The sequence below is a fragment of the Pimelobacter sp. 30-1 genome, assembly GCF_018831735.1.
In the GTDB taxonomy this organism is placed as follows: domain Bacteria; phylum Actinomycetota; class Actinomycetes; order Propionibacteriales; family Nocardioidaceae; genus Nocardioides.
Genome location: NZ_NHTS01000010.1, coordinates 318,451 through 345,322, shown reverse-complemented (window position 1 = coordinate 345,322; position 26,872 = coordinate 318,451). Strand labels below are relative to the sequence as shown.

General features: G+C 72.7%; 23 protein-coding genes. 13 read left to right on the top strand and 10 right to left on the bottom strand.

What is annotated here, in order from left to right; genetic code table 11:
- Positions 1-29: 29 nt before the first annotated feature.
- The 3 genes from CCO04_RS23350 to CCO04_RS23340 all read left to right on the top strand — a co-directional run bounded on the left by CCO04_RS23350 (position 30) and on the right by CCO04_RS23340 (position 2,892).
- Positions 30-1,076, top strand: a complete 1,047-nt coding sequence (locus CCO04_RS23350) for a ScyD/ScyE family protein (RefSeq protein ID WP_215816551.1) — start codon at positions 30-32, stop codon at positions 1,074-1,076.
- Between the two features lie 81 nt (positions 1,077-1,157).
- A complete protein-coding gene (locus tag CCO04_RS23345; protein ID WP_308281477.1) occupies positions 1,158-2,357 on the top strand; it encodes an amidohydrolase in 1,200 nt (399 codons plus the stop codon).
- A 37-nt stretch (positions 2,358-2,394) separates the two neighbouring features.
- A complete protein-coding gene (locus CCO04_RS23340; RefSeq protein ID WP_215816550.1) occupies positions 2,395-2,892 on the top strand; it encodes a DUF3060 domain-containing protein in 498 nt (165 codons plus the stop codon).
- Between the two features lie 9 nt (positions 2,893-2,901).
- Here CCO04_RS23340 and CCO04_RS23335 read toward each other — a convergent pair whose 3' ends face one another.
- On the bottom strand, positions 2,902-4,680 hold the full coding sequence (locus CCO04_RS23335; protein WP_215816549.1) for an amidohydrolase: 1,779 nt from the start codon (positions 4,678-4,680) through the stop codon (positions 2,902-2,904).
- 52 nt (positions 4,681-4,732) lie between these two features.
- On the opposite strand from CCO04_RS23335, the gene CCO04_RS23330 reads away from it, so the two are divergent.
- Entirely contained in the window at positions 4,733-5,713 is a 981-nt protein-coding gene (locus CCO04_RS23330; protein ID WP_215816548.1) for a LacI family DNA-binding transcriptional regulator, read from the top strand.
- Here the strand turns inward: CCO04_RS23330 and CCO04_RS23325 are convergent.
- From CCO04_RS23325 to CCO04_RS23310, 4 genes are all read right to left on the bottom strand, one after another.
- The gene (locus tag CCO04_RS23325; protein ID WP_215816547.1) at positions 5,698-6,984 is read right to left on the bottom strand and encodes an ABC transporter permease; all 1,287 of its coding nucleotides are present in this window, start codon (positions 6,982-6,984) and stop codon (positions 5,698-5,700) included. The genes CCO04_RS23330 and CCO04_RS23325 overlap by 16 nt on opposite strands.
- The gene (locus CCO04_RS23320; RefSeq protein ID WP_215816546.1) at positions 6,981-8,273 is read right to left on the bottom strand and encodes an ABC transporter permease; all 1,293 of its coding nucleotides are present in this window, start codon (positions 8,271-8,273) and stop codon (positions 6,981-6,983) included. The genes CCO04_RS23325 and CCO04_RS23320 overlap by 4 nt, the downstream gene beginning before the upstream one ends.
- Positions 8,270-9,784 (bottom strand): ABC transporter ATP-binding protein, encoded by a 1,515-nt coding sequence (locus tag CCO04_RS23315; RefSeq protein WP_215816545.1) that lies wholly within the window; start codon positions 9,782-9,784, stop codon positions 8,270-8,272. Before CCO04_RS23315 ends, CCO04_RS23320 begins: the two co-directional genes overlap by 4 nt.
- A gap of 132 nt (positions 9,785-9,916) precedes the next feature.
- Positions 9,917-10,999 (bottom strand): BMP family ABC transporter substrate-binding protein, encoded by a 1,083-nt coding sequence (locus tag CCO04_RS23310; protein ID WP_308281475.1) that lies wholly within the window; start codon positions 10,997-10,999, stop codon positions 9,917-9,919.
- 200 nt (positions 11,000-11,199) lie between these two features.
- Here CCO04_RS23310 and CCO04_RS23305 point away from each other — a divergent pair, with 200 nt between their 5' ends.
- Positions 11,200-11,622: a cytidine deaminase gene (locus CCO04_RS23305; protein ID WP_215816544.1), complete on the top strand. Its 423-nt coding sequence runs from the start codon at positions 11,200-11,202 to the stop codon at positions 11,620-11,622.
- On the opposite strand, the gene CCO04_RS23300 is transcribed toward CCO04_RS23305, so the two are convergent.
- Positions 11,610-12,734: a glycosyltransferase family 39 protein gene (locus CCO04_RS23300; RefSeq protein WP_215816543.1), complete on the bottom strand. Its 1,125-nt coding sequence runs from the start codon at positions 12,732-12,734 to the stop codon at positions 11,610-11,612. The genes CCO04_RS23305 and CCO04_RS23300 overlap by 13 nt on opposite strands.
- A gap of 37 nt (positions 12,735-12,771) precedes the next feature.
- Here CCO04_RS23300 and CCO04_RS23295 point away from each other — a divergent pair, with 37 nt between their 5' ends.
- Positions 12,772-14,064: a thymidine phosphorylase gene (locus CCO04_RS23295; protein WP_215816542.1), complete on the top strand. Its 1,293-nt coding sequence runs from the start codon at positions 12,772-12,774 to the stop codon at positions 14,062-14,064.
- Between the two features lie 146 nt (positions 14,065-14,210).
- On the opposite strand, the gene CCO04_RS23290 is transcribed toward CCO04_RS23295, so the two are convergent.
- Positions 14,211-15,788: a PucR family transcriptional regulator gene (locus CCO04_RS23290; RefSeq protein WP_215816541.1), complete on the bottom strand. Its 1,578-nt coding sequence runs from the start codon at positions 15,786-15,788 to the stop codon at positions 14,211-14,213.
- Positions 15,789-15,871: 83 nt separating this feature from the next.
- Here CCO04_RS23290 and CCO04_RS23285 point away from each other — a divergent pair, with 83 nt between their 5' ends.
- Genes CCO04_RS23285 through CCO04_RS23260 form a run of 6 tightly spaced genes read left to right on the top strand, consistent with a single transcriptional unit; the run spans position 15,872 to position 21,599 of the window.
- Positions 15,872-17,293 carry an FAD-binding oxidoreductase gene (locus tag CCO04_RS23285; protein ID WP_215816540.1) on the top strand — a complete coding sequence of 474 codons (1,422 nt, stop codon included), beginning with the start codon at positions 15,872-15,874 and terminating at the stop codon, positions 17,291-17,293.
- Positions 17,290-18,408 (top strand): ABC transporter ATP-binding protein, encoded by a 1,119-nt coding sequence (locus tag CCO04_RS23280; RefSeq protein WP_215816539.1) that lies wholly within the window; start codon positions 17,290-17,292, stop codon positions 18,406-18,408. Before CCO04_RS23285 ends, CCO04_RS23280 begins: the two co-directional genes overlap by 4 nt.
- Before the next feature lie 2 nt (positions 18,409-18,410).
- Positions 18,411-19,541, top strand: a complete 1,131-nt coding sequence (locus CCO04_RS23275; protein WP_215816538.1) for a PotD/PotF family extracellular solute-binding protein — start codon at positions 18,411-18,413, stop codon at positions 19,539-19,541.
- Positions 19,538-20,422, top strand: coding sequence for an ABC transporter permease (locus CCO04_RS23270; protein WP_215816537.1), 885 nt, complete (start codon positions 19,538-19,540; stop codon positions 20,420-20,422). The genes CCO04_RS23275 and CCO04_RS23270 overlap by 4 nt, the downstream gene beginning before the upstream one ends.
- On the top strand, positions 20,422-21,264 hold the full coding sequence (locus CCO04_RS23265) for an ABC transporter permease (protein WP_215816536.1): 843 nt from the start codon (positions 20,422-20,424) through the stop codon (positions 21,262-21,264). The genes CCO04_RS23270 and CCO04_RS23265 overlap by 1 nt, the downstream gene beginning before the upstream one ends.
- A 5-nt stretch (positions 21,265-21,269) precedes the next feature.
- Positions 21,270-21,599 carry a cupin domain-containing protein gene (locus tag CCO04_RS23260; protein WP_215816535.1) on the top strand — a complete coding sequence of 110 codons (330 nt, stop codon included), beginning with the start codon at positions 21,270-21,272 and terminating at the stop codon, positions 21,597-21,599.
- 123 nt (positions 21,600-21,722) lie between these two features.
- Here CCO04_RS23260 and CCO04_RS23255 read toward each other — a convergent pair whose 3' ends face one another.
- From CCO04_RS23255 to CCO04_RS23245, 3 genes are read right to left on the bottom strand one after another with little or no spacing between them, the layout of a single operon-like run.
- The gene (locus tag CCO04_RS23255; protein ID WP_215816534.1) at positions 21,723-23,141 is read right to left on the bottom strand and encodes a DUF1116 domain-containing protein; all 1,419 of its coding nucleotides are present in this window, start codon (positions 23,139-23,141) and stop codon (positions 21,723-21,725) included.
- Positions 23,138-24,613 (bottom strand): FdrA family protein, encoded by a 1,476-nt coding sequence (locus tag CCO04_RS23250; RefSeq protein WP_215816533.1) that lies wholly within the window; start codon positions 24,611-24,613, stop codon positions 23,138-23,140. Before CCO04_RS23250 ends, CCO04_RS23255 begins: the two co-directional genes overlap by 4 nt.
- Positions 24,610-25,431, bottom strand: coding sequence for a DUF2877 domain-containing protein (locus CCO04_RS23245; protein WP_215816532.1), 822 nt, complete (start codon positions 25,429-25,431; stop codon positions 24,610-24,612). The genes CCO04_RS23250 and CCO04_RS23245 overlap by 4 nt, the downstream gene beginning before the upstream one ends.
- Positions 25,432-25,550: 119 nt before the next feature.
- On the opposite strand from CCO04_RS23245, the gene CCO04_RS23240 reads away from it, so the two are divergent.
- The gene (locus CCO04_RS23240) at positions 25,551-26,777 is read left to right on the top strand and encodes a CdaR family transcriptional regulator (protein ID WP_215816531.1); all 1,227 of its coding nucleotides are present in this window, start codon (positions 25,551-25,553) and stop codon (positions 26,775-26,777) included.
- The last annotated feature ends 95 nt before the right edge of the window (positions 26,778-26,872 follow it).

Genomic DNA, 26,872 nt, shown 5'->3' with positions numbered 1-26,872 from the left:
CCCCCAAGACTGATTCACGTTCTGTCCGCATGCTCCTGGCCGCCGGCGTCGCCGCCGCGGTCACCGGTTCCGTGCTCGCCCCCGCCCAGGCCGCGGCTCCCGCGCCCGGAAAGCCCGTCGCCCAGGGGCTCCTGTCCCCGCTGAGCGTCGCCGTCAACGACAAGGGCCACGTCTACTACACCGAGAACTTCGCCGGGAAGCTGCTGGTGAAGAAGCCCGGCAAGGCGGCCAAGGTGGTCTACACCGCCGAGGGCGAGGTGGGTGGTGTCTCGACCGAGGGCAAGGCCGTCTACTTCATCGTCAACAGCAAGGTGATGAAGCGGACGGCGGCCGGCAAGGTCCGCACGCTCGCCGACCTCGGCGCCTACGAGGCCGCCAAGAACCCCGACCGGGCCTACACCTACGGCGCCGTGGGCATCACGCCCGAGTGCGCCGCGGCGTGGCCGACCGGCGAGGGCGCCCCGCCGCCGGCGAAGTACAACGGCATCGTCGAGTCGCACCCCTATGCCACCGCGGTCGACAAGGGCGTCGTGTACGTCGCCGACGCCGCCTCGAACGCCGTCTACCGGATCCGCGACGGCAAGGTCCGCACGGTCGCCGTCCTGCCGCCCGTCGAGGCGACGATCACCCAGGGCATGGTCGAGAACGCCGGGTTCCCGGAGTGCTCGCTGGGCAAGAGGTTCCGCTTCGAGGGCGTGCCCACCGACGTCGAGCTCGCCGACGGCAAGCTCTACGTCACCGGTCTGCCCGGCGGCCCCGAGGACGGCTCGGTGCCCGGCTCGCTGTTCCGGGTCAACCTCGCCAAGAACAAGCTCAAGCGCATCGCCACCGGCTTCGTGAGCGCCACGGGCGTCGGCGTCGCCGACGACGGCAACATCTACGTCTCCGAGCTGTTCGGCGGCAAGGTCACCCGGATCACCCCGAAGGGCAAGAAGCGCACCTTCGTGCGGACCGCACTGCCCTCGGCGGTCGAGGTGGTCGGGAAGAAGCTCTACGTCACCGAGAACGTGCTGACCGGTCTCAGCCCCCAGCCGGGCGACGTCCCGGCCGGCAAGGTCGTCAAGTACAAGCGCTGAGCGGCCTCCCACGACACCGGGCGGGCGTCCGACCTGAGGTCGGGCGCCCGCCCGTCGCGTCGTACGGCGTAGGTTGGGCCCGTGGAACGTCGTGATGCCGCAGGCCTGCTCGGCCTGGTCGCCGCCGTCGTCGAGAAGCACGACGACGAGCTGGTGGAGCTGCGCCGCGACCTGCACCGCAACCCCGAGCTGTCGTGGTCCGAGCAGCGCACCTGCGACCGGGTGGTCGACCGCCTGGAGCGCGCCGGCTGGCAGGTCACCCGGATGCCGCGCAGCGGCGTCGTCGCCGACCTCGGCCAGGGCCCGACCACGGTCGCGCTGCGCGCCGACCTCGACGCCCTGCCGGTCCCCGACCTCAGCGCGCAGGCCTGGCGCAGCACCGTCGAGGGCGTCGCCCACGCGTGCGGCCACGACGTGCACACCTCGGCCCTGGTCGGCGCGGGGCACGCGCTCGGCGAGCTCCACGCCCAGGGGCTGCTGCCGGGGCGGGTGCGGCTGCTGTTCCAGCCGGCCGAGGAGGTCATGCCCGGCGGTGCCCAGCACCTCATCAACCACGGCGCGCTCGAGGGCGTCGACCGGATCTTCGCGCTCCACTGCGACCCGTCGGTCGACGTCGGCGCCGTCGGCCTGCGCTCGGGCCCGATCACCAGTGCCGCCGACCGGATCGACGTCCGCCTCGAGGGCAACGGCGGGCACACCTCGCGCCCGCACCTGACCGGCGACCTGACGTTCGCGCTGGCCAAGATCACCAGCGAGCTGCCCGCCGTCCTGAGCCGGCGGATGGATCCGCGCGCCGGCGTCAGCGTCGTGTGGGGGATGCTCCAGGCCGGCTCGGCCGCCAACGTCATCCCCGACCGCGGCATCGCCAGCGGCACCGTCCGGATCCTCGACGCCGAGGCCTGGGCCGCGTGCGAGGCGGTGGTCCGCGAGGCGGTGCTCGACATCGTCCGCCCCTACGGCGTCACCGCGACCGTCGACTACCTCCAGGGCGTGCCGCCCGTGGTCAACGACCGGCTCAGCGTCGCGATGATCGCCTCGGCCGCCGACGACCTGCTCGGCCTGCACCACCGCACCGAGGTCGAGCAGAGCCTCGGCGGCGAGGACTTCGGGTGGTACCTCGAGCACGTCCCCGGCGCGATGTTCCGCCTCGGCACCCGGACGCCGGGCGGCCCGCGCTACGACCTGCACCAGGGCGACTTCGAGGCCGACGAGGCCGCGGTCGGCTTCGGTGCGCGGATGATGGCCGGGGTGGCCGTCAACGCGCTCACGACGTCGAACTAGGGTTTCGTCCGACACCTTGCTCGGAAGGAATCCACCCATGACCGCGTCCTCGCGCGCCACGCGCGCCCTCGCCACCCTCGCTCCCGCCGCCCTCGTCGCGGGCCTCACCCTCGGCGTCCCGACGCCGGCCCGCGCCGCCGTCGCGGTCGACTGCAGCGCCGGCCCGGTGACCCTCACCGAGAGCACCGAGGTCTACACGCTCAGCGGCGCCTGCCGCGACGTCCGGGTCACCGGCAGCAATGTCGTCGTCAGACTCGCCAGCGCCACGAGCCTGACGATCACCGGCAGCAACACCCGGGTCGTCGCCTCGGGCGCGCTCGGCCCGGTCCTCGTCAAGGCCGCCAACTCCGCCGTCACCGCTCGTACCGGCGCCACGGTCAAGATCAAGGGCGCCAACAACAAGGTCGTCTTCCGCAAGCTCCGCAAGGTCGTCGTGCGCGGCGCCAACAACGTGGTGCGGGTCAAGGCCGGCAAGACGTCGGTCAAGGTGCGCGGTGCCAACAACGTGATCCGGGTGCACAAGCGGGTGCGCTGAGCCCGGCGCTCAGGGCCGCCCGGCCCGGAGCACCCCGCCGACGTACGTCGCCCTGACCTGCAGCGTGCGCACCTTGCGGATCGGCGTGCGGCGCAGGTCGCCCGACAGGATGATCGCGTCGAGCTGCTTGCCCACCGCCAGCGTGCCCGTGCGGCGCTGGAGGCCCAGCAGGTAGGCGGTGTCGGCGGTGTGGATCCGGATGGCGTCGGTCAGGCTGATCCGCTCCCGCGCGTTGAGCGGGCCCTCGTAGCGTCGTACGCCGTTGGTCTCGGGCGCCACGCGGGTCACCGCGACCTGGAGCTGGGCCATCGGGTCGAGGTCCTGGACCGGGAAGTCGGAGCCGTTGGCGAGCCGGGCGCCGGCGCGCAGCATCGAGCGCCAGGGGTACATCCGCTTCCAGCGCTCGACGCCGATGTAGGGCTTGAGCGCGTCCATCGTGTACGGGTCCTTCTCGGCCCACTCGGTCGAGATCGCGGCGACCACGTTGAGCCGGCGGAACCGGGCGTAGTCGGAGGGCGCGACGAGCTGGTCGTGCGCGATGATCCCGGGGATCCGGCGGTTGTCGTTGTGCCGGCGGGCATAGGCGAACGCGTTGAGCGCCTCGCGGGCCGCGCCGTCGCCGATCGCGTGGATGTGCACCTGCCAGCCGGCCTTGTCGAGCGCGGCGACGACCCGGTTGAGGTGCGCCTGCGGCACCCGCAGCGGGCCCTTGGTCGGGCCGGGGACCCACTTGCCGTGCTTGTTCTTGACCCGGTACGGCGCCAGCAGGCGCGCGGTCTGGTTGGGGTACTCGATGACGCCGTCGGCGAAGATCTCGCCCACCGTGGTGATCTTGAAGCCCGGCCCCTCGTAGGTCCGCTTGAGCCGGCGCAGCTCGCGCAGCGTGCCGGGCAGGTCGGCATAGGCCTCGTTGGCGTCGAGGGCGAGCGAGGCGCGCACCCGGCCGGGGAGCTCGTGCCGGTCGGCGAGGTACTTCCACGCCTGCAGGTCGCTCTCCTCGAGCAGCTGCGGCTGGTACGCCGTCAGGCCGCGCGCGGTGACGTAGGCGAGGGTGCGGCGCAGCCCCTCCACCCGCTCGGCCAGCGGAGCCGGTGGGATCTTCGAGGTCACCAGGCCGATTGCGGTGTCCTCCTTGAGGTAGCCGGTGGGCTCCCCGGCGGGATCGCGGACGATCACGCCGCCCTTCGGGTCGGGCGTGTCCTTGGTGATGCCGGCGACGGCGAGGCCGCGGCTGTTGGTGAGCGCGTTGTGGCCGTCGTCGGAGAACACGAAGATCGGCCGGTCGGTGTCGAGCGCGTCGAGCAGTGCCTTCGAGGGCACGGTGCCGGCGGGCTTCATGCCGGGCAGGTCCCAGTTGACGACGCTCAGCCAGTCGTTCGGGCCCTTGCCGGGCTCGGCGTCGAGGCAGTCCTGGATCCGGGCCCGGGTCTCGGCGACGGTGAGGAAGGCGTACTCCAGGTCGCAGGTCGGGAGCCGGGGCGACAGGTGCGCGTGGCCGTCCTGGATGCCCGGCATCAGGGTGCGCCCGCGCAGGTCGACGACCTCGGTGGCGCGGCCGATGAAGCGCCGGACCCCGGCGTCGGAGCCGACGTAGACGATCCGGCCGTCGCGCACGGCGACGGCCTGGGCCCGCCGGCCGGTCCCGGTCTCGACCGCGCCGTGGCGGAGCACGAGGTCCGCGGCCGGTCCCTGGGCGGCGGCGGCCGGGGCGGACGCTGCGACGGGGAGCGCCGACAGGCAGACGGCGGCCGCGAGGGCGGCCCTCGTGAGTGGGGTGCGGATGCGCATGTCGGGAGCCTCGGTGATTAATCCGTTAAGCACAAGGCTCTAGGGTGCGGGTATGACGGTCACGATCGCCGACGTCGCGCGGGCGGCGGGAGTCTCGACGGCAACCGTCTCCAACGCGCTCAACGCGACCGGCCGGGCCTCCGAGGCGACTCGGACGCGCGTGCGCGAGGCCGCCGCCCGGCTCGGCTACCGCCCCAACCCGGCGGGGCGGGCGCTGCGCACCGGCCGGGCCGGCGCGATCGGCCTCGCGGTGACGACCTACGGCGCGGTCGCCTGGGACGTCGCGTCGGTGTCCTACTACGCCCAGGCCATCGCGGCGGCGACCTCGGTGGCCCACCAGCACGGCTACGCCTTGGTGCTGCTCCCGGCCGGGCTCGACGCCGACGGCTGGTGGGACGTCCAGGTCGACGGGGTCGTGCTCATGGACTCACCCGAGGACGACCCGGCGGTCGCGGTGCTACGCGAGCGGCGCATCCCGGTCGCCTTCGACGGGCGCCCGGACCAACCGCACGCGCGCGACTCCTGGGTCGACAACGACCACGAGCAGGCGATCGCGATGGTGCTCGACCACCTCGCCGCCCAGGGCGCGACCCGGGTCGCGCTGCTGGCCGGGGACAGCTCCGACGCCTATACCCGTGCCTGTGTGGCGGCCTACACCGCTCGTGTCGCGCAGCCCCGGATCGGCTGCATCTCCCACGACGACCCGGAGGGCCGCCGGGCGGCCCGGGCGCTGCTCGAGGGCGGCGCCGACGCGGTGCACGGGATCTTCGACGGCTGCGGCAGGGGCGTGCTCGCCGCCGCGCGCGAGCTCGGCCTGCGGGTGCCGGACGACGTCCTGGTCGTCACGGCGAGCGAGGACCCGGCGTACGCCTGGACGGCGCCGCCGGTCACCACGCTCTCGCTGCTGCCGGTCGAGGCCGCGACCCGCGCGGTGACCGCGCTCGTCGGCGCGATCGAGACGGGGGAGGGCGCCGCCGAGGCGGACCTCCCGGTCCGCCTCGACGTGCGCGCCTCGACTCAGCCCTTGCGGTAGGGGACGCCGTCGGCGGCCGGCGCCCGCGAGGCACCGACCAGACCGGCGACCGCGACGATCGTGACCACGTAGGGCAGCATCAGCATGAACTGGCTGGGCACCGGCGAGCCGAGCACCGAGAGCACGCCCGACAGGTTCGAGGCGAAGCCGAAGAGCAGCGCCGCCAGCGTCGCGCGGACCGGGTCCCAGCGGCCGAAGATGACGGCGGCGAGCGCGATGTAGCCCGCGCCGTCGGTCATCTCCTGGCCGAACTGCGGCACCGAGACCAGCGTGTACGTCGCCCCGCCCGCGCCCGCGATCAGGCCGGCGATGAGCAGCGTGGTGTAGCGGGTCCGGTTGACCTTGATGCCCACCGTGTCGGCGGCCTTGGGGTGCTCGCCGACGGCGCGCACGCGCAGGCCCCACTTGGTGCGGTAGAGCGCCCAGGCGACGACCACCACGGCGGCGTACATGAGGTAGACGAGGATCGTCTGGCGGAAGAGCACCGGACCGATCACCGGCAGGTCGCCGAGCACGGGGATCGGGAGCCGCGAGAAGTGCTCGGGGGCGTTGAGCTTGGTCGGGTTGTCGGCGAGTACCTGGCTGAACAGGAAGCTCGTCAGGCCGATCACCAGCACGTTGAGCACGACGCCGACGATGACCTGGTCGACGAAGTAGTTGATCGCGAAGAAGCCCAGCACCAGCGCGACCAGGGCGCCGGCGAGCATCGCCGCGACCAGGCCGCCCCAGGGCGAGCCGACGATCGTGCCGAACATGGCGGCCGCGAAGGCGCCGAACAGCAGCTGGCCGTCGATGGCGATGTTGACCACGCCGGCCCGCTCGCCGAGGACGCCGCCGAGCGCGCCGAACACCAGCGGTACGGCGAGCGCGATCGAGCCGCCCAGCAGGCCCACGACCGGGACGGTCTGGCCGGCCGCGGCCCAGGCCAGGAAGCCGGTCATCGCGAGCACGGAGAAGATCGCGATCAGCCACAGCGGCGTACGTCGTCCGCGGCTCACCAGGAAGGCCGAGACCGCCGTGCAGACGGCGAGCAGGGCCACGACCGCGGCGACCGTGCCGGTCGACGGGACCGTGATCTCGGGCAGGTCGAAGAAGTCGGTGTCGGTGGCGAGCCGGAAGCCGGTGTCGCCCGAGCGGGCCTTGAGCACGATGAGCAGGGCGACCGCGACGGTCACCACGCCCAGCAGGATCGGCGCCTTGAGCAGCGTCCGGAGGGGCAGCGCGGTCGGCTCGGCCGCGGCCGGGACCGGAGCGTCGATGGTGGTGCTCATGCCGTCGCCTCCTTCGGCAGGCGGAAGATAGCTCGCACCAACGGGGGAGCGGCGATGAAGAGGACGATCAGGGACTGGATGACCAGGACGATCTCGACCGGGATGCCCTCGGCGGCGGCCATCGAGAAGCCTCCGGCCTTGAGGGCGCCGAACAGCAGGCCGGCGGCCAGGATGCCCAGAGGTCGGGAACGGCCGAGCAGGGCGACGGTGATGGCGTCGAAGCCGATGCCGGCGTCCATGTCGACGGTGACGCCGCTGGTCGCCGTACCGAGGATCTGGTTGACGCCGGCCAGGCCGACGAGTCCACCGGCGATGAGCATCACCGTGATGTAGGTGCGGCCCACGTTGATGCCGGAGGCGCGGGCGGCGTCGGGGTTCTCGCCGACGGCGCGGAAGCGGAAGCCGAGCGCGGACTTGTTGAGCAGCCACCAGGTGAAGCCGACCGCGACGAGCGCGATGACGAAGCCGAGGTGCAGGCTGAACCGGTCGCCGAGCAGCTTGGGCAGGATGACCGACTCGGGCATCGGCTTGGACTTGGGGTTGAGCGAGCCGGGCGCCTGGAGCAGGCCCTGCTTGGAGAGCACGTAGAAGACCAGGTAGTAGCCGACGTAGTTGAGCATGATCGTGACGATCACCTCGTGCGCGCCGCTCTGGGCCTTGAGGAATCCCGCGATGCCGGCCCACAGGGCGCCGGCCAGGGCGCCGGCGACGACGGCCAGCGGCAGGTGCACGGCCATCGGCAGGTCCATGCCGACGCCGACCCAGCCGGCGGCGGTGCCGGCGAGCAGCATCTGGCCGCGGCCACCGATGTTGAACATGCCGGCGCGGAACGCCAGGCCCACGCCGAGGCCGGCCAGGATCAGCGGCGCGGCGAACTTGAGGGTCTCGGTGAGCGGCCGGATCCGGAGCTCGAAGCCCTCGACGTTGGTGTTGTAGATCGCCCCCCGGAACAGCGCCGTGTAGGCGTCGGTGATCGAGGTGCCCACGGCGCTGAAGAAGTCGCCGGGGCGCGAGCCGATGTAGGACAGCGTGTCGCGCACGTTCTGGTCGGTGAGCAGGATCATCAGCGAGCCGATGACCATCGCCAGGAAGACCGACAGCACGGCGACCAGGGCGTTGCCGGTGGCGATCTCGCGCAGGACGCCGTCGAAGCGGCCCCGCTCGCGCGGCGAGCGGCTCTCGGAGGCCTCCGCGACCTCGGGCGCCTCGGGGGTGACCTCGGGGTTCTCGGGCTGCTCGGGGTTCTCGGGGTTCTCGGCCACGGGCTGGTTCTCGTCGTTCGTGCTCACTCGCCGATCCCTTCGGGTCGTTCGCCGGCCATCATCAGGCCGAGGGTCTCGCGCGGGGTGTCCGCCGGGACGATGCCGACGATCTGGCCGCGGTAGAGGACCATGATCCGGTCCGAGAGGGCGACGATCTCGTCCAGCTCGGTCGAGACCAGCAGCACCGGGACGCCGGTGTCGCGGGTGGCGACGACTTGTTTGTGGATGAACTCGATGGAGCCGACGTCGACGCCGCGGGTCGGCTGGGCGGCGACCAGGAGGCGCAGGTCGCGGGAGAGCTCGCGGGCGACGACGACCTTCTGCTGGTTGCCGCCGGAGAGCTGGCTGGCCTTGGCCTGGATGCCGGAGGCGCGTACGTCGTACTCGACGAGCTTCTCCTGGGCGAACTTGTCGAGGAAACCGCGGCGCACGGTGCCGGCCGCGACGAACGGCGCGCCGTGGCTGCGGTTGAGCATGAGGTTCTCGGCGATCGTGAAGCCGCCGACCAGGCCGTCGACCTGGCGGTCCTCGGGGACGAAGCCCACGCCGGCGTCGAGGACCTTGCGGACCGAGCGGCCGACCAGCTCGACGCCGTCGAGAGTGATCGAGCCGTGCACGTGGCTCTGGAGGCCCAGGATCGCCTCGGTCAGCTCTGTCTGGCCGTTGCCCTGGACGCCGGCGACGCCGAGCACCTCGCCGCGGGCGATCGCGAAGCTGAGCCCGTCGACGTGGACGTGGCCGGTGTCGTCGGTGACGCGCAGGTCGCGCACGACGAGCGCGTCGGGGCCGGGCTGGGCCGGCTCCTTGTGCACGGTCAGCTCGACCGGGCGGCCGACCATGAGCGCGGCCAGCTCGGCGTTGGACGCGGTGGGGGAGGCCTCGCCGACGACGGCACCGCGCCGGATCACGGTGATCCGGTCGGCGATCGCGCGGACCTCGCGCAGCTTGTGGCTGATGAAGACGATGGCGGTGCCCGACTCGCGGAGCTGGCGCATGATCTCCATGAGCTCGTCGGTCTCCTGGGGCGTCAGCACGGCCGTCGGCTCGTCGAAGACCAGGACCCGGGCGTCGCGGGAGAGCGCCTTGATGATCTCGACGCGCTGCTGCACGCCCACGGGGAGGTGCTCGACGAGCGCGTCGGGGTCGACCTCGAACCCGAAGCGCTCGGAGATCTCGCGCACCCGGCGGCGGGCGGCGTCGAGGTCGAGGGTCCCGGCGAAGCCGGTCGCCTCGTTGCCGAGCATGACGTTCTCGGCGACGGTGAAGACGGGGACCAGCATGAAGTGCTGGTGAACCATGCCGATGCCGGCGGCCATGGCATCGCCGGGGCCGGACATCTTCAGCGGCTCCCCGTCGAGGAGGATCTCGCCCTCGTCGGCCTGGTAGAGGCCGTAGAGGACGTTCATCAGCGTGGACTTGCCCGCGCCGTTCTCGCCCAGGAGGGCGTGGATCTCGCCGGCGTTGACCGTCAGCGAGATGCGGTCGTTGGCGACCAGGGGACCGAAGCGCTTGGTGATGCCTCGAAGCTCGAGCGTCATGGTGGCGATCCTCTCCGAGGAGACGTGTGCGATGCCAGGGATGGGGATGGTACGCGCCCGGGGAACGCAGTCCGGGGGAGGTCGGCGCCAGGCCGACCTCCCCCGGGCGCTGCGTCGCCGCAGGTGGGGTGCTTACTTGGTGAGGTAGGAGCTCACCGGGATGCTGCCGTCGATGATGCCCGCCTTGACGGTGTCGAGCTCACCCTGCAGGTCCGGGCTGATCTTGCTCTCGAAGTTGTGGAACGGCGCGATGCCGACTCCGTCGTTCTCGAGCGTCCCGATGTAGGCCTCGGGGTCGAAGTTGCCCTTGCCCGCCGCCACGACGGCCTCGATGGTCGAGGTCTTCATGTTCTTGAGGATCGAGGTGAAGATGACGTCGCGGGTGTTGGGGTCGGTCTCGTAGAAGTCCGCGTCGACGCCGACCATCGCGATGTCCTTGCCGGAGTCCTTGATCGCGGTGAGCGCGCCCTGGTAGATCGGGCCGCCGACCGGCAGGATCACGTCGGCGTTCTGGTCGAGGATCTGCTTGGCGGTGTTGGTCGCCTTCTCGTTGGCGTCGAAGCCACCGGTGAAGACGCCCTTGTCGTTGCCCTCCCAGCCGACGAGCTTGACGCCCTTGCCCTTCTCCTTGTTGTAGTAGTCGATGCCCTGCTTGAAGCCGTCCATGAAGATGGTGACGGTCGGGAAGGGCTGACCACCGTAGGTGCCGACGACCTTGGTCTTGGTGTAGTCCGCCGCCGCGTAGCCGGCCAGGAACGCCGCCTGCGCGGTGTTGTAGAGGATCGGCTTGATGTTGTCGGCGTCCTTCTTGCCGTCGAAGTCGTTGTCCGCCGCGTCGTCGATCAGGATGTACTCGATCTTCGGGTTGGCCTTGGCCGACTCGACGGTGGCCGCGGAGAGCGCGAAGCCGACCGTGACGATCGCGTCGCAGCCCTGGTTGACGAACTGGTCGAGAGCCGGCGCGTAGTCGTTCTCGTTCTTGGACTCGAACTCCTTGTAGTCGCTGTTGAGCTCCTTGGCCGCCTCCTTCACGCCCTCGTAGCTCAGCTGGTTGAACGACTTGTCGTCGAAGCCACCGGCGTCGGACAGGATGCAGGGAAGGAAGTCGCTCTTCTTGTCGGCGCTCTTCTCGGGGGCGTCGCCACAAGCGGTCAGCGCCGCGCTCGCCATGATCGCCAGGGCCGCGACGGCCGACGTCCTCTTCCAGGTCTTCACAGATGTCCTCCAGGTCGACGCCCGGCAACGTGGCAGGGCAAAGGGGGTGTGCTGATACTCCGAAGGTGCATCCTGGCTCACCAGGCGCTCCGCGGGAAGCGCATTCGTCGAAACGGTTACCAACTTGGGACATTTCTCGTCCCGGCAGGCCGTGGCGCAAGATCCTCGCGCGCTGAGGCGTCGTGGCCTACGGTGGCGGCGTGGTGGACTGGGACTCCCTGAAGCAGGCCGCGATCGACATCGCGGCGCGCGCCTACGCGCCGTACTCCGGCTACCGGGTGGGCGCGGCCGCGCTCGCCGACGACGGCCGCCTCGTCGTGGGCTGCAACGTCGAGAACGCCGCCTACGGCGTCACGCTGTGCGCCGAGTGCGGCCTGGTCTCCAGCCTGCACGCGAGCGGGGGCGGGCGGCTGACCCACTTCGTGTGCGTCAACGGCGTCGGCGACGTGATCATGCCGTGCGGCCGCTGCCGCCAGCTGCTCTGGGAGAACGGCGGCGCCGGGCTCGAGGTGCTCACACCCCAGGGCGTGCTCGGGATGGACGCGGTCCTGCCGCAGGCGTTCGGGCCCGACGACCTGAGCGTGGTCCAAGGCGCGGCTCAGGGCGCGGCTCAGGGCGAGTAGCGCCAGGCGAGCGTCAGGTAGACGCCGTAGCCGGCGCTGATCGCGGTCAGCACGCTCAGCACGACCACCAGCACCGTGCGGCGCGCGGCCGCGAGCCCCGCCGCCACCGGCAGGAGCAGCGGGAACGCGGGCAGGAGCAGGCGCGCCTTGGCGTGGTAGTAGCCGGCGCCGAAGAAGGTCAGCGCGACGACGATCCCCGCGAAGACCACGAGCGGCCACGGCACCTGGTCGGTGGCGAGCACGACGAGCAGGCCGATCGCTACCAGCACCACCGCCGCGGTGACGTAGTAGGCGAGCGCGCCCTGCTGGGTGAGCAGGTCGCGGGTGGTGGCGAGCGTGAAGCCGCCGGCGTCGTACGACATCTTCCAGGCGTCGTTCTGGACCCGGAAGTAGGCGTCGGCGCTGCCCAGGCGCTGCCCGACCCAGGCGATGTAGCCCAGCAGGCCCAGCGGGGCCAGCGCGCCGGCGACCCAGGGCCGCCAGCCGTCCTCGCGGCGCACGACGGCGACGAGGGCGCACAGTCCGACCGTGGCGACCAGCGCGGCCGCGGTCGGGCGGGTCAGCCCGGCGAGCAGGCACAGCGCGCCGGCGGCGACCCAGTTCCGGCGCAGCAGCGCCCAGAGGGTCCACGCGGCGAGGCCGGTGAACAGCGGCTCGGTGTAGCCCATCGACAGCACCACGCCGTGGGGGAGGACCGCCCACAGGCCGGCGAGCAGCACGCCCGTACGGCGGTCGCGCACGTGCGCGCCGACGGCGTAGATCCCGGCGGCCGCGCCGATGCCGCACAGCCAGGCGACCACGATCCCGGCCGTCCCCGCGCCGCCCGGCAGCACCGGGTCGACCACGGCGACCAGGCCGGAGAAGAGGGGGAAGAACGCGAGGTTCGTCGGCAGCAGGCTGCCGTCGGCGGCGAGCGGGATCGCCGTGTCGTAGCCGCGGGTGACCACGCCGGCGTACCAGCTGGCGTCGGAGCGGCCGAGGATCCGGAAGAGCGACGCGTCGCGGTCCGCGGCGAAGACCGCCAGGACGGCCACGCACAGGCCGCGCAGGGCCACGAACAGCCCGATCGCCCCCAGCATCCCGCGGCGGTCGAGAGGTGCGGACCGGAGCATGGGCCGGACCCTACCTGCGGCCGACTAGGGTGCGTGCATGACAGTCGGCAACCACGACGCCGTCGAGGTGATCCTCACCAAGCGCGACGGCCACACACTCTCCACCAGCCAGATCGACTGGATGGTGGACCGCTACACCCAGGGCGCGGTGGCCGACGAGCAGATGTCCTCCCTCCTGATGGCGATCCTGCTCAACGGCATGGACCGTCGCGAGATCGCGGACTGGACCGCGGCGATGATCGCCTCGGGCGTCCGGATGGACTTCTCCTCGCTCAGCCGGCCCACCGCCGACAAGCACTCCACCGGCGGCGTCGGTGACAAGATCACGCTGCCGCTGGCTCCGCTGGTCGCGGCGTGCGGGGTCGCCGTACCGCAGCTGTCGGGGCGGGGACTGGGCCACACCGGCGGCACCCTCGACAAGCTCGAGTCGATCCCCGGCTGGCGGGCGCTGCTCTCCAACGACGAGATGATGGCCCAGCTCGAGTCCGTCGGCGCCGTGATCTGCGCGGCCGGCGACGGCCTGGCGCCGGCCGACAAGAAGCTCTACGCCCTGCGCGACGTGACCGGCACCGTCGAGGCGATCCCCCTGATCGCCTCGTCGATCATGAGCAAGAAGATCGCCGAGGGCACCGGCGCGCTCGTCCTCGACGTCAAGGTCGGCAGCGGCGCCTTCATGAAGGACGTCGACAAGGCGCGCGAGCTCGCCGAGGTGATGGTCGCGCTCGGCACCGACGCCGGCGTCCGCACGGTCGCGCTCCTCACCGACATGCAGACCCCGCTGGGCTACACCGCCGGCAACGCGATCGAGGTCGCCGAGTCGGTCGAGGTGCTGGCCGGCGGCGGTCCCGCCGACGTCGTCGAGCTGACCCTGGCCCTGGCCCGCGAGATGCTCGCCGGAGCCGGCCGCGACGACATCGACCCGGCCGCCAAGCTCGCCGACGGCTCCGCCATGGACGCCTGGCGCGCGATGATCTCCGCCCAGGGCGGCGACCCCTCCGCCCCGCTGCCCGTGGCGCGCGAGCAGCACGTCGTCACCGCCCCGTCCGACGGCGTCCTCACCCGCCTCGACGCCCTGTCCGTCGGCGTCGCCGCCTGGCGCCTCGGCGCCGGACGCGAGCGCAAGGAGGACCCGGTGCAGGCCGGAGCGGGCGTCGTCTGGCACGCCCGCCCCGGTGACCCCGTCACCGCCGGCCAGCCGCTCTTCACCCTCCACACCGACACCCCGGAGCGCTTCGAGCGGGCCCTGGCCTCGCTCGAGGGCGGCTACGACATCGCCGCCCCCGGGACGTCGTACACGCCGAGCCCGCTCGTCATCGACCGGGTCAGCTAGCCGCCGAGGGCGCAGGGTTCCGGCGCCGAGGGCGCAGGTCTCCCGCCCCGAAGTCGCAGGGTTCCGGCGCCGAGAGTGCCGGGGGTGCGACTTCGAGGGCGAAACCCTGCGCCCTCGGGGCCGGAACCCTGCTACTTCGGCGGGGGTTAGCGGCCGCGGTCGTAGGCCATGAGGGCGACGCCGAGGGCCAGGAAGGAGTCGGGGGAGGTGAGGTCGATGCCGAGGACCTCCTCGATCCGGGCGAGCTGCTTGTAGACGGCGGGGCGGCTGCGGTGGGCGCTGTCGGCGAGGCGGGTCTTGTTGCCTCCGGCGGCGATGTACTGGCGGAGCAGGCCGACCAGGTCGGTGCCGCGGGCGCCGTCGTGGGCGAGGAGGGGGCCGAGCTCGGCCTCGGTGAAGGCCTGGACCCGGGGGTCGTCGTGCAGCAGGGCGACGAGGCCGTGGAGGCGGACGTCGGTGTTGCGGAACCACCGGCGTCCCGGACGGCGCAGGGCCGCGGCGACCTCGGCGACGTGACCGGCGAGGGCGAGCGACGCCCCCGCCGTCAGTACGCCGGCCGCGAGGTCGCCGACACCGACCACCAGGTCCTCCGACAGCGGCGCCGTCAGCCGGTCGAGCAGCTGCTCGGGATCGGCCCGGCCGACGGCCGCGAGCACGCCGACCTGGTCCAGCCGCAGGCTGCCGACCAGGGCGGGGCAGTGGGCGCGGGCAGCAGCCTCGACGACCTGCTCGACGACCCGGCGGGTGCGGTCGTGGCGTGCGACCGGGTCCTCGGTGGGGGAGCCGACCCGGTGCACCACCAGCGGCAGGTACGCCGTCGCCTCGGGCAGTCCGAGCGCGCCCGCGCGCGCCGCCGCCTCGGTCTCCGCGGCGATCCGGCCCAGCGACAGCTCGGTGAGCAGGCCGCCGTGGGCCGAGGTGACCAGGCCGGCCCGGTCCCGCTCGGCCATCCGGCCGAGCTCGAGGGCCTGGGCGGCGCGTTCAAGGACCATGGTGAGCAGGTCGGGCTCCGCCCCCGGATGAGGTACGACGAGCCGCGCCCACGTGCCGCTCTGCCCGCCGACCGGCGCGGTGAGCCACCCCTCGGGCCCGCTCACCCCGGTGTCGGGCAGCGACGCCGCCTGGCGCGAGCGCTCCTCCCAGCGGGCCAGCAGGCTCGCGGCGGGGCGCCCGCGCGCGGCGTACGCCAGCACCCGGCGGGACAGGTCCTCGAGGACCACCGAGAGCCCGCACAGGTCGGCGGCCGCGGTGACGATGCGGGGTGCGTCGGCGCGCTCGAGGCTGAGCGCGGTGAACGTCTCGTGGGTCGAGCGGGCGAACTCCACGAAGGCGTACTGCTCGGCGACGATCGCCCGGTACACCTCCTCGGTGATGTCGAGGAAGCGGACCTCGGCGTGCAGCGCGATCAGCGGGAGGTCGGCCGCCCGGGCCGCCGCCACCGCCGCCTCCGGTACGACGGGCAGCCCGGCGCTCAGCTCGACGACCAGGCCCGCGGCGTCAGCGCGGACCAGGCCGTCGACGAACGCGGCGGCACCGCCGCCGCTCAGCGGCAGCCCGGTGGACAGGATGAGCTCGCCGCCGGTGAGCAGCCCGGACAGGTCCGCGATCTCGACCACGTGCACCCAGCGGACGCCGCGGTCGAGCCGGTCCCGCCCGGCGAGCACCTCGGGTCGGCCCTGCTGCACGGCGGGGGAGGCGACGATCGTGCGCAGGCTGGGCAGCATGGTGACGGAGTGTAACGACGGGCTCCGAGATCGTGACAGGTCGTACCTAGGCACGACGTGCCACTCTTGGCAAAGGTGAGCGGGTGCCACCATCCGCGCCCGGAACCGTCTTCTCCCGCACCCCGGCACCGCGCGCCGCGGTCGATCACGCGCTCGCGCAGGTCCGCGACGCCTGCTTCTGGTTGGAGGACGTCCCCGGCCGGGTCTCCTACCCGGCGCTGAGCGGAGCGGCCGACACCGACCTGCTCGTCGTGGGCGGCGGCTACTGCGGCCTGTGGACGGCGCTCGTCGCCAAGCAGCGCGAGCCCGGCCGCCGGGTGATGCTCATCGAGGCCGAGCAGGTCGGCTGGGCGGCGTCGGGCCGCAACGGCGGATTCTGCGCGGCCAGCATCACCCACGGCGAGGAGAACGGGCGCAGCCGCTGGCCCGACGAGTACGACGAGCTCGAGCGGCTCGGCCTGGCCAACCTCGACGCGATCGAGGCGACGGTGCGCGACCTCGGCATCGACTGCGACTACGAGCGCACCGGCGAGCTGGACGTCGCAATCGAGCCGCACCAGGTCGCCGAGCTGCGGGAGAGCGGCGCCGAGGTGATCGAGGCCGACGCGCTGCGCCGGATGGTCGACAGCCCGACGTACCTGGCCGGCGTGCTCGACCCGGACGTCGCGATGGTGCACCCGGCCAAGCTCGCCGTCGAGCTGGCCCGGGTCGCGAGCGAGCTCGGCGTCGAGATCTTCGAGCACACCCGCGCCACGGGCATCGACGGCGGCGGGCGCAGCGGTCCGGTCCGGGTGCGCACGCCCCGGGGCACGATCTCCGCGCAGCGCGCGGCGCTGGCGACCAACGTCTTCCCGAGCCTGCTGGCGCGCTACCGGATGCACACGGTGCCGGTCTACGACTACGCGCTCATGACCGAGCCGCTCACCGCCGACCAGCTCGCGTCGGTCGGTTGGGAGGGCCGGCAGGGCATCGGCGACATGGCCAACCAGTTCCACTACTACCGGATCAGCCGGGACAACCGGATCCTCTGGGGCGGCTACGACGCGATCTACCACTACGGCCGCAAGGTGCGTCCCGAGTACGAGCACCGGCCGGAGACCTACCGCCGCCTGGCCGAGCACTTCCTGACGACCTTCCCCCAGCTGGAGGGGCTGCGCTTCAGCCACCAGTGGGCCGGTGCGATCGACACCTCCACCCGGTTCTGCGCGTTCTTCGGGCTGGCGATGGGCGGCCGGGTCGCGCACGCGGCCGGCTTCACCGGCCTCGGCGTCGGCGCCACCCGGTTCGCGGCCGAGGTGATGCTCGACCGCCTCGCCGGGCTCGACACCGAGCGGACGCGGCTCGCGATGGTACGCCGCGCGCCGATGCCGTTCCCGCCCGAGCCGATCGCCTCGATCGGCATCCAGGCGACCCGGTGGTCGCTCGACCGGGCCGACCACCGCGGCGGCCGCCGCAACGCCTGGCTCCGCTCGCTCGACGCACTGGGACTGGGGTTCGACTCATGACCGTCACCACCGAGACCGTCGCCCCCACGGGCTCGACGGCACCCGTCATCTCGCTGCGCGGCATCGTCAAGGAGTTCGGCACGCAGCGAGCCGTCGACGGCCTCGACCTCGACATCGCGCAGGGGGAGTTCCTCTCGCTGCTCGGCCCGTCGGGCTGCGGCAAGACCACGCTGCTGCGGATGATCGGCGGCTTCGAGGAGCCCGACGCGGGGGAGATCCTGCTGTCCGGCTCGTCGGTCGTCGGCGTGCCGCCGCACCGTCGTACGGTCAACACGGTCTTCCAGGCCTACGCGCTGTTCCCGCACATGAGCGTCGCCCAGAACGTCGCCTACGGCCTGCGCCAGCGCCGTACGCCGCGCGCCGAGATCGCCGGCCGGGTCAAGGAGGCGCTGCGCCTGGTGCGGATGGAGGAGTTCGCGCACCGCCCGCCCCGCAAGCTCTCCGGCGGCCAGCAGCAGCGCGTCGCGATCGCACGCGCCATCGTCAACCGGCCCGACGTGCTGCTCCTCGACGAGCCGCTCTCGGCGCTCGACCGGCAGCTGCGCGAGCGGATGCAGGTCGAGCTCAAGCTGCTGCAACGTGAAGTCGGCATCACCTTCGTGTTCGTCACCCACGACCAGGGCGAGGCGCTGGTGATGAGCGACCGGATCGTCGTCATGAAGTCCGGGCGGATCGAGCAGGTCGGTACGCCGCAGGAGGTCTACGAGCGGCCCGGCAGCGCGTTCGTCGCGTCGTTCATCGGCACCCAGAACTTCGCCGATGCCACGCTGCGCGAGGGCGGGGTCGTGGCGAGCGAGGCGACCCGGTTCGCGCCGCCCGCGGCCGCCCTGGCGTCGTACGCCGTGGGGGACGGGCTGCGCGTCGCCCTGCGCGCCGAGGCGGTCCGGGTGAGCGCCGGGGAGCCGGACCAGCCGGCCAACAAGATCGCCGGCCGGCTCGTGGGCACGTCCTTCCTCGGCGGCGAGATCCAGTACGTCGTGATCGGCGCCGACGGCAAGGAGGTGTTCGCCCGGACCCCGGTCCGCGACGCCGCCGACGTCAGCGTCGGCGACCCGGTCTGGTGCTCGTGGGCGCCCGACTCCGTGCTCGTCTTCCCCGCCGGGGAGGACCGTTGAGGGTGCTGGCGCCGCGGACCGCCGTGCCGCGGCTGAGCCGCCGCGCCCTGCTCGGAGGAGCCTCGGTCGTCGGGGTCGGCGCGCTCGCCGGGTGCGGACGCCGTACCTATGCGCCGACGGCGGCTCCCGACGGACGCAAGGAGAACCGGCTCAACGTCTACTCGTGGGGCGACTACGACGATCCCGCCAACATCGAGCGCTTCCGCAAGCAGCAGGACATCACCGTCCAGATGGACGCCTTCGCCTCCAACGAGGAGATGATCGCCAAGCTCAGCACGGCACGCGGGACCAGCGGCTACGACATCGTGGTGCCGACGGGCAGCTACGTGCCGCAGATGGTGGCGAACGGGATGCTGGCGCCGCTGGACCTCTCGCTCATCCCGAACTTCGCGAACCTCGAGCCGGACGCGCGCAGCCGTACCTGGGACCCGGACAACCGCTACGTCGTGGCCAAGACCATCGGTACGACGGGCTTCATCTACGACACGAAGAAGATCCGGCGCCCGATGCGGTCCTGGTCGGACTTCGTCGCCGCGGCCGGCGCCGAGGCCAAGGGCTCGACGTCCGTGCTCGACGACCCGTTCGAGGTCGCGGCGATCTACCTGGCCTCCCACGGCCAGGACCTCAACACCACCGACGCCGCGGTGCTCGCCGACGCGCGCGACTTCCTGGTGAACGACTTCGCCAAGAACATCCGCAACTTCAGCTCGGACCCGTCGCAGAACATCGTGCAGCGCGACTTCGCGCTGATGCAGTGCTACAACGGCGACGCCCGCCTCGGCATGGACGAGGGGGACTACGAGCACTGGAAGTTCGTCTACCCGACGCCGACCGCGAACCTCTGGATGGACACCTGGGCGATCGCCTCCGGCTGCCGGCACCCCGACAACGCCCACGCGTGGATCAACTTCATGCTCGAGCCGGAGGTCGGCTACCGCGACATGGACTACATCGGCTATCCGACGGGCCTCACGGGGCAGCGTGCACTCGCCGTCGAGCGTGAGGTGGACCGGGTCGACCTGGTCTTCCCGCCCGACGAGGTGATGGCCCGGCTCACGGCCGGCGTCCTCTCCGAGGCGCAGTCGACGCTGGTCGAAATCCTCAACGAGGTGAAGACGAGGGCCGGCTCGTGAAGGGGCGCGGTGCGTGGACGTCGTTCCCGGTCTGGGCGTGGCTGCTGTTCTTCATCTTCATCCCGCTGGGCCTGGTCGCCTGGTACAGCTTCGGCTACAAGCCGGGCCTCTTCTCGCCGGTCGCGAACGACAAGCTCTCCCTCGACAGGTACGGCGAAGCGCTCACCGGCACCTTCCTGCGCACGTTCTGGAACACCCTTCAGATCGCGGGGGTCGGCACCGCGCTGTGCGTGCTCATCGGCGTCCCCTTCGCCTACTGGATGGCGGTGCGGACCAGTCCGCGGATCCGCGGCCTCCTCGTCGCGCTGGTCCTCGTGCCATACTGGACGAGCTTCCTGGTGCGCACGATCGGCTGGCAGATCGTGCTCGCGCCCCACGGCTTCCTGTCCCAGACGCTCCAGGACCTGCACCTGATCGACGGGCCGCTGTCGGTGCTCTACACCCGCGGTGCGGTGCAGCTCGGCGTCGTCTACAACTACCTGCCGCTGATGATCCTGCCGCTCTACGTGGCCTTCGAGCGCACCGACCCGGCGCAGCGCGAGGCCGCACGCGACCTCGGCGCCGGGCGCTGGCGGACGTTCTTCTCGGTCACGCTGCCGGACGCCCTGCCGGGTCTGGCGGCCGGGTGCCTGCTGGTGTTCATCCCGCTGACGGGTGACTACATCACCCCGTCGGTGCTGGGCGGAGCGCGGGGCAACATGGTCGGGCAGATGGTCGCCCAGCAGTTCGAGAGCGCGCAGAACTGGGCGCTCGGTGCAGCGATGGCGTTCGTGCTGATGGGCTTCATCATCGCCACCGTGGTGGTGGTCGGACTGGTGTTCCTCGCGGCGCGGGCCGTCGTACGGTTCCGGCGGCGGATCGACCTGGAAGGAGTGGCGTGATGGCCGCGCGACGCAAGGACCCCGTAGGTGCGGCGTTCTGGGTGTTCGGGCTGGCTGTCTTCGCCTTCCTGTTCACGCCGATCGTCGTGATCGTCATCTACTCGTTCAACGACGGGCGGCTGCTCGGCTCGTGGCAGGGCTTCGGCCTCGACGCCTACAAGAGCGCGCTGCACAACGCCACGATCCGCGACGCGGTGCGGATCTCGCTGCTCTCGGGCCTGCTCGCCGCGATCGTCTCGACCGTGCTCGGCACGGTCGGCGGCGTCTTCCTGGCCCGCTCCCGCAGCCGCTGGGCGCTGGTGCTGACCGGGCTCCTGGCGATCACGCTGGTGACGCCCGAGATCATCGACGCCATCTCGATCCTGCCGTGGTTCGTCACGCTCGGCACCGACGGGCACATCGGGCTGCTCAACAACGGCCTGGTGCGGCTCGTCGTCGTCCACACGTCGGTGGCGCTGGCGACGGTGACGTTCATGGTGCGCGCCCGGATGGCGGGGATGGACCCGGCCATCGAGGAGGCCGCCTCGGACCTCTACGCGACGCCGTGGAACCGCTTCCGCCAGGTCACCCTGCCGATGGCCCGGCCGAGCATCATGGCCGGCGCGCTGATGGCGTTCACGCTCAGCCTCGACAACACCGTGGTGTCGTCGTTCGTCGCGCTGCCGGGCTCGACGTCGTGGCCCGTCTATCTCTTCGGGACGCTGCGGACCGGGCCGCGCCCCGAGGTCGCCGCGGTCTCGACCCTGATGCTGCTGCTCACCCTCGGCGCGCTGGTCCTGGTGGCCGTCGTCCTGCGCCGGGGCGGGGAGCGCGACCTCGCGAGCGCCCTGGGGGCAGGATGAGCGACATGGAGCGCAGCGTGGACGCCGGGAGCGTCGAGATCCCGCACGAGCCGGTGGTGGCGGCCGACATCGTCTCCGGGACGCCGAGCGTCGGCGTGCTCGAGCTCGGCGAGCTCGGGGGCGTCGAGATCGGGATCTGGGAGATCACGCCCGGGGTGGTGACCGATGTCGAGGCGGACGAGGTGTTCGTCGTACTCGCGGGGGAGGGGACGGTCCGCTTCACCGACACCGGCGAGAGCATCGAGCTCGGCCCCGGGACGCTGGTCCGGTTGCGCGAGGGCGAACGCACCGAGTGGGAGATCCGCTCCCGGCTGCGGAAGGTCTACCTCGCCTGACCTGAAAAACGCCGAAGTGCGGGGGTTGCTGGTCCGAGGTGGGGAGGTTGCTGGGTCGAGATCGGAATCTCGACCCAGCAACCGTCGTACTTCGGGGCAGCAACCCCCGCACTTCGCGGGGTGTCAGGCGCCGGCGCGGCTCCGGGTGCGCTCGGCCAGCTCGGCCAGTGCGGCCGGGAAGATCGACGCCGGGGGCGTGACCAGGCCGGCGCCGACCTGACCGACACCCGCGAGCTTGCCGGCCATGCCGGTGTTGATCTGCGGCAGGATGCCGGTCCGGCACACCGACGAGACGTCGATGCCCGTGGCGGCACCGGCGAAGTCGAGGACCGGGATCGGCCAGCGGTTGTTCTCGCCGATGGTGATCTCGCGCATCCGGCGGCTGGTGGCCAGGGCGTCGGGGACGGTGCCGCCGACGAAGCGCACGATCGCCGGGGCGGCGGCCATCGCGAAGCCGCCGATGCCGGCGGTCTCGGTGATGGCGGAGTCGCCGATGTCGGGGTTGGCGTCGTCCGGGCCGTAGTCACCGAGGAAGAGACCCTCGGCGAGCTGGGCGGGGCCGGTGAACCACTGGTCGCCGGTGCCGGAGACCTGGATGCCGAAGTCGGTGCCGTTGCGGGCCATCGCGACCACCATCGTCGAGCCGGGGATGTCGCGGCCCGCGTCGAGGGCGAGCTTGCACGCCGGCATGGCGATGTTGAGGAAGAAGTGGTCGTTGCCGCCGATGAACGCGAACGCCTCGGCGATCTCGTCCGACGAGCGGTTCGCGCGGACCAGGGCCGGCGCGAGGTCGCGCATGAGCATCAGGGTGCCGGCGCGGTTGCGGTTGTGGGCCTCGTCGCCCATCTGGAGCATCTGGCCGAGGATCGCGGTGGCGTCGACCGGGTCGGAGCCGGCGACGGCCTCGCCGAGCAGCGGGCCGAGGACGTCGCGCATCCAGCGCAGCCGCTCGAGCACCTCGGGGCCGTAGGCGCCGTAGCGCAGGACCTTGCCGAGACCCTCGTTGAGCGAGCAGTAGGTACGGCGACCGGTGGCCGGGTCCTCGAGGATGAACATCCACATCGAGGGCGACACGACGCCGGCCATCGGGCCGACGGCGCTGCGGTGGTGGCACGGCTCGAGCGAGACGTTCGCGCCCGACGCGAAGAGCGCCTCGGCGTCCTCGGGGTCCTCGACGAGGCCCTCGAACGCGGCGGCGCCCATGAGCGCGCCGCGCATCGGGCCGGAGGCGCGCTCCCACTCGATCGGCGGACCGGCGTGCAGGAACTGGCCCTTCTCGAGGCCGAGCAGCTCGGACGCCGGGGCGACGCCGACGAGCAGCGCCTGGACGTCGAGCATCCGCGAGACGGCGAGCGCGTTGGCGTCGCGGCGCAGCGGGTCGGCCGCGACGGTGGCGAGGTCGTCGGTGGTGCCCTCCATCGGGGGCTTCCAGTCGACGCGCTCGACGGGGACGGCCTGGGCCTCGACGGCCGCGGCGAACATGTCCGCGCCGACGGCGGCGACGGCAGCGGGGGACTGGCTGGGCAGGGACGTGGTGCTCATCGGGCGCCTCCGGTGGCGAGGGCAACCGCCCGGCGGGTGGCTGCGGCGTTGGACAGGTGGACCTCGGCGCCGGCGGCGGCGAGCGCCTCGGCCTGACGGGTGAGCCCCTGCTGGTCGGCCGAGGTGCCGACGCAGGCGACGACGACGGGGACGTCGCGGGTGGCGCGGGCGGCGGCGATCGCGGGGGCGAGGTCGCCGGCCGGGTCGTCCTGCGCGCCGTGCCCGAGGACGACGTCCATCAGGATCACCGCGGTGGCGGGGTCGGCCGCGACCTTGGTGAGGTGCTCCAGGCGCAGGGTCGGGTCGATCATCGGGTGCGCCCGGCCGCGGGTGAGGCCGTCGTCGCCGAAGTCGATCATCAGGTGACCCGGGCTGAGCATGCTCGCGTCGAGCGCCAGCTCGGGGGAGAGCGGGATGTTGCTGCGGATGTCGCCGAGCGTGGCGGCCGCGAGCAGCATCGCCTCGTCGCACAGGGTGCCGCCGACGAACAGCCCGCGCAGGGCGGAGCCGCCGTCGGGCGCGGCCACGGCGGGGGTGCCCCACACCGGCCACTCCGGTACGGCGACGCCGAGGTCGCCGAGGAGCGCCTCGACCTGCGTGGTGATGTCCGGCTGGCCCGCGCCGAGCAGCGCGAAGCGGACGGGGGTGCCGAGCGTGGCGGCGTACTCCTCGACGGCGGCGGCCACCTCGGGCGCCGGCGGCTTGGAGACGACGACGATGTGCTCGACGCTCGGGTCGGCGTCGAGCCGGTCGAGCGCGGTCGTGGTGGAGATGCCGCCGATGGCCGAGGACAGGTCGCGCCCGCCCACGCCGAGAGCCGCGGCCACGCCGACGCCGGCGGCGTCGAGGAGGGCGAGGATCTGCTGGCAGCCGGTGCCCGAGGCCGCGACGATGCCGACCCGGCCGGGGGTGACGGTGTTGGCGAAGCCGAGGCCGAGGCCGCCGACGACGGCGGTGCCGCAGTCGGGGCCCATCACGAGCAGGCCGCGGTCGCGGGCGATCCGCTTCATGGCGAGCTCCTGCTCGACCGGCACGTTGTCGCTGAAGATCATCACGTCGGAGCCCGCGTCGAGGGCGTCCATCGCCTCGACCAGCGCCGAGGCGCCGGGGACCGAGACGAGCGCGAGCCCGCCGCCGGCGCGGCGCAGGGCGGAGCCGGTGGTCCGCGGCGGGGCGGTCACCTCGCCGCCGGTGGAGCCCTTGCGGGCGGCGGCCAGCGCGGCGTCGACGGCAGCGAGGGCGGCGGGCAGCACGCTCTCGTCGTCGAGGCGCAGCGCGACCACCATGTCGTTGGGCGATGCGGCAGGCAGGGTGAACCCCATGCCCTGCAGCACCTCCAGGTTGAGATCGGTCGCCATGGCCACCTGGGCGGCGGTGACTCCGGGCGTGGCCGCGACGTCGCGGCTCACCTGGAGCAGGGCGACGCTGTCGGCGTAGGCGCCGGGACGGATCTCGACGTGCTCGACGGTCATCGAGGACTCCCTTCAAGGGGTGTTGCGGGGCTGGACAGAACGGATGGATGAAGTGCGAGGAGGGCGCCGAGGAGCATCCCGGCGCCCGAGGTGTGGCCGACCGCCCTCAGGCCGGCCACCGCGGCGGCGACCTCGTGGCCGGAGCCGAGGGCGAGGAGGAGCCGGCGGAACGGCGGGATCGAGGCGCCCGCGGCGGCATCGGCCAGCAGGGTCGCGGAGAGCGAGGTGGTGCGGTGCGCCTGCGCCCGTACGGCGTCCGCCACCGCACGCGGGTCGCGACCGGCGGCACGGGTGGCCACGAGCCAGCCCGACAGCACGTCGTCACCCACGGGGGTCAGGCCGTCGCCGCGCCCCACCAGCGCCGGTACGGCGGCCGGGTCGCCCGCCGCGAGCGCGTCGAGGGCGGCCTCCGGCAGCTGGCGCCGTACGACGGCCAGGTCGGGGTCGGCGAGCGCCAGGCGCTCCCCGGCGGCCGCCGGGTCCGGCAGCGCGGGCGCGTCGGTGGCGACGATCCGGTCGACCCCCACGCTGAGGCCGGGCAGCGCGACCACGCCGTCGCCCACCGGCACGGGGGCGCCGACGGCGGCCTCGGGCAGCGCGGTCAGCATGGTCGCGATCGCGGAGGGCACGTGCACCGCGCCGCGGGCCACGACGCCGACGACGCGCTCGTCCACGCGGACGTAGACGGCCTCGCGCCCGGAGTGGAGCACGGTGCCGACCCGCACGGGGCCGGCCAGGAGGTCGCGGAGCGCCGCTCCGCCCGCCCCCGCGACGCGGCCCGGGGGCAGCGTCGACGACGAGAGGGCGGGATCCGGCACTTGTCGGACGCTAACGGGTGGGTATCGTGCATCGAATGGTGAGCATTGCCAACGTCGGGCCAGAAGACGGGCAAGAGTTGATAGCCACGCCGGGGGACCCCATCACCGACCATGGCTTCATGGATGTCGAGGACCTCGCTGAGTCGCTGGCACAGCTCGTGCTGGCCGGCGCCGACCTCGACGAGCTCGTGACGACCATCGGCGAGGTGCTGGAGGCCGAGGTCGCGGTGACCACGACCGACGGCCGCGAGCGCGCGGCGCGCCTCGACGACGACACCCGCGCCCGGCTGGCCGACGCCGACCTGACCGACGAGACCGGGCGGCTGCGCGTGGAGTGGCTGGGGGAGTGGTTCGGCCGCGAGAACCAGCCGATCACCGGCGCCCGCATCCACCGCGTCCCGCTGGCGACCCCGACCCAGGCCCTCGGGCACCTGGTCGCCGTGGTCGCCCGCGAGCTGAGCGAGCGCGAGGTGACCGCGCTCAACCGGGCCGCCACCGCCGTCTCGCTGTCGATCACCCGCGAGCAGGCGGTCTCGGCCGTCGAGCACAAGTACCGCGGCGACTTCCTGCGCGACGTCTTCCTGGGCCGGGCCGGCTCCGAGGAGTTCGTCCGTGAGCACGTGGCCGGCTTCGGCTGGGAGCTCGGCGGACCGCTCATCGTCGTGGTCGCCCAGATCGACCCGGACCCCAGCGGCCAGCCGGTCGCGGTCGAGGACCAGCGCCAGTGGCAGGGCCGCTTCGCCAACGCCTGGCGCCAGGTCTCCGGTGCGGTCGACAAGGCCATCCCGATCGCCGACTTCGGCTCCGAGGTGGTCGCCGTGCTGCCCGGCGACGACGTCGAGGCCACGGCCGACCTGGTCCGACGCCTGGTGCACGCCGTGGCCGGCGACAAGGGCGGCGGCCGGCGTCCGTTCTCGGTCGGCGTGGGCCGGGTCGCGCCCGGTCCGGCGACCCTGCCCGACAGCTACTCCCAGGCGCGCCGTGCGCTCGAGGTCGGCCGCCGCTTCCGCGGCGTCAGCACCACCACGTGGTTCGACGACCTGGGCCTGCATCGGCTGATCGCGATGGTGCCCGAGACCGCCGAGCTGCGGGCGTTCGCCGACGACGTGCTGGGCGAGCTGGCCGAGTCCACGGAGGAGGCCGCGACGCTGCGCGAGACCCTCCAGGTGCTGCTCAACACCAACTTCAACGTGGCCGAGGCCGCGCGCACCCAGTTCTTCCACTACAACACGATGCGCTACCGCGTCGGCAAGCTCGAGCGGCTGCTCGGACCGGTCGCCTCGGACCAGAACCTGCGCCTCGACGTGGCGGTCGCCCTCAAGGTCCTGGAGGTCGTCGGGCACTGATCGACCACCGCGGCGCCTAGGGGCAACATTCGACACCAGATCAGCGTCCCTTTGGCGAAACTGGCCAGTGAGGTGTGACGTGGGCCTCAATAGGT

Excerpts from the sequence above, each read along its gene's own strand:
- CCO04_RS23350 (WP_215816551.1), top strand. The coding sequence starts at position 30 with ATGCTCCTGGCCGCCGGCGTCGCCGCCGCGGTCACCGGTTCCGTGCTC.
- CCO04_RS23340 (WP_215816550.1), top strand. The coding sequence starts at position 2,395 with ATGACCGCGTCCTCGCGCGCCACGCGCGCCCTCGCCACCCTCGCTCCC.
- CCO04_RS23335 (WP_215816549.1), bottom strand. The coding sequence starts at position 4,680 with ATGCGCATCCGCACCCCACTCACGAGGGCCGCCCTCGCGGCCGCCGTC.
- CCO04_RS23330 (WP_215816548.1), top strand. The coding sequence starts at position 4,733 with ATGACGGTCACGATCGCCGACGTCGCGCGGGCGGCGGGAGTCTCGACG.
- CCO04_RS23325 (WP_215816547.1), bottom strand. The coding sequence starts at position 6,984 with ATGAGCACCACCATCGACGCTCCGGTCCCGGCCGCGGCCGAGCCGACC.
- CCO04_RS23315 (WP_215816545.1), bottom strand. The coding sequence starts at position 9,784 with ATGACGCTCGAGCTTCGAGGCATCACCAAGCGCTTCGGTCCCCTGGTC.
- CCO04_RS23300 (WP_215816543.1), bottom strand. The coding sequence starts at position 12,734 with ATGCTCCGGTCCGCACCTCTCGACCGCCGCGGGATGCTGGGGGCGATC.
- CCO04_RS23295 (WP_215816542.1), top strand. The coding sequence starts at position 12,772 with ATGACAGTCGGCAACCACGACGCCGTCGAGGTGATCCTCACCAAGCGC.
- CCO04_RS23290 (WP_215816541.1), bottom strand. The coding sequence starts at position 15,788 with ATGCTGCCCAGCCTGCGCACGATCGTCGCCTCCCCCGCCGTGCAGCAG.
- CCO04_RS23280 (WP_215816539.1), top strand. The coding sequence starts at position 17,290 with ATGACCGTCACCACCGAGACCGTCGCCCCCACGGGCTCGACGGCACCC.
- CCO04_RS23265 (WP_215816536.1), top strand. The coding sequence starts at position 20,422 with ATGGCCGCGCGACGCAAGGACCCCGTAGGTGCGGCGTTCTGGGTGTTC.
- CCO04_RS23260 (WP_215816535.1), top strand. The coding sequence starts at position 21,270 with ATGGAGCGCAGCGTGGACGCCGGGAGCGTCGAGATCCCGCACGAGCCG.
- CCO04_RS23255 (WP_215816534.1), bottom strand. The coding sequence starts at position 23,141 with ATGAGCACCACGTCCCTGCCCAGCCAGTCCCCCGCTGCCGTCGCCGCC.
- CCO04_RS23250 (WP_215816533.1), bottom strand. The coding sequence starts at position 24,613 with ATGACCGTCGAGCACGTCGAGATCCGTCCCGGCGCCTACGCCGACAGC.
- CCO04_RS23240 (WP_215816531.1), top strand. The coding sequence starts at position 25,551 with ATGGATGTCGAGGACCTCGCTGAGTCGCTGGCACAGCTCGTGCTGGCC.